Below are 1,302 nucleotides of genomic sequence, written 5' to 3'. Positions count from 1 at the left end.
GATCAAACCATCATTGCCAATTTTATTCCCAGCATTCTCAGCAGCCTTAACCACTGCTTCTTTTAAAATGCGCGTCACTTTATTTGGAACGCCTTTGACACGCCCTTGACCTGCCTTTGGTGGTATACGCTTTTTAATGGGTTGTGGAGCCTGCTGTGTATTTTCTGATGTCATAAAATACGCCCTCCAGATAATAAAAAACCCCGCATTTGCGGGGATTCCAAACTGCACTGCCTCTCGTCTAGACACAATACGACAAGTGCCGTATTTGTCATTAAATACGATTTGCTACACTTTGTCAACACTAAAATAACACATATTGATAATTTCAAAGTGAATCAGTTAAACAGATAAAGTGCACATTAAGGTAGACATATAAGGTAGAAATGATGTTTATAAAAAAATCTTTATTTAGAAGCGTATTAATTATCGCACTTTTTACAACGTGTTTTATATCCACTTCAAATGGATATGCTAATTCTGAAGAATCTTCTTCATTTTTTAATAAGTTATTCTGTTCAAAAGTAACCACAGAATTAAAAACCGAACTTCATAATCACCTAATTCATGGAAACGAATGGTGGGAAAAAAGATTCAAAGAAATTAGAATGATAGAAGAAGTATATTTCTTGCATAACATGTCGACTTTATCAAAAGAACGTTTTGAACAACATGTAAATATGATAAGAGAATGGCATGATATACTGTGGGAAAGAAACAATAGTTTTAGCGATTTAACCGGCAGTATGCTACAAAAAATAAGTGCAATAGAGGATCTAAATAAAGCAAAACAATCTAAGAACCATATGGAGGAATCAGAAATTCTGAAAGCCCTTCCTATAATTGAAAAGCGGATAATTGAAAATAAAAGAAAACTTCATAAACTAGATTATGAAAGTGAAGCGTTATATAAGTTTATCATTCACTTTTATTGATAGTTACATAATTTTGCGAAAAATACTTTTGAAGCGCATTAAGAGCAACCTTTAGCGAACTCACAAGATGTAGTAATTCTTGATCTTCACTAACAAGGTACTGTAGCGCTGCATAAAGATTGTACTGTCTATAGAGATGTTGCGCCTCTTTTATTGCCTCGTGAACAGATTGATAATGACGCGTTGCTTTTTCAACCCATTGCTCAAAGCTATTAGGGTCTGAGTTTGTAGAAACATCATCATAAATAGCATTAGGCAAGCCCTTTGCACAAAGGTAATTATTCCTTATCTGTAGATATTGTTGCGCGGCATCATATTGCTCTTGAGTAATCACGCCTTGCAAACAAAGCCGCCCGATATAGGTACC

2 protein-coding genes are annotated in these 1,302 nt (G+C 34.9%); one reads left to right on the top strand and one right to left on the bottom strand.

Going from position 1 to position 1,302, the window contains the following annotated elements; translation table 11 throughout:
* Positions 1 to 389: 389 nt before the first annotated feature.
* The gene (locus ACFIL3_RS10210) at positions 390 to 935 is read left to right on the top strand and encodes a hypothetical protein (RefSeq protein ID WP_375627969.1); all 546 of its coding nucleotides are present in this window, start codon (positions 390 to 392) and stop codon (positions 933 to 935) included.
* On the opposite strand, the gene ACFIL3_RS10205 is transcribed toward ACFIL3_RS10210, so the two are convergent.
* The coding region (locus ACFIL3_RS10205) for a hypothetical protein (protein ID WP_375682230.1) at positions 919 to 1,302 on the bottom strand (384 nt) is incomplete at its 5' end. The genes ACFIL3_RS10210 and ACFIL3_RS10205 overlap by 17 nt on opposite strands.

Source organism: Bartonella sp. CE47NXGY (assembly GCF_042195415.1).
In the GTDB taxonomy this organism is placed as follows: Bacteria; Pseudomonadota; Alphaproteobacteria; order Rhizobiales; family Rhizobiaceae; genus Bartonella.
Note: the sequence above shows the minus strand (reverse complement) of the source record. Positions and strands in the feature narration are given on the sequence as shown.

Bases quoted from the DNA above. Each gene is read 5' to 3' on its own strand.
- ACFIL3_RS10210 (WP_375627969.1), top strand. From the start codon at position 390: ATGTTTATAAAAAAATCTTTATTTAGAAGCGTATTAATTATCGCACTT.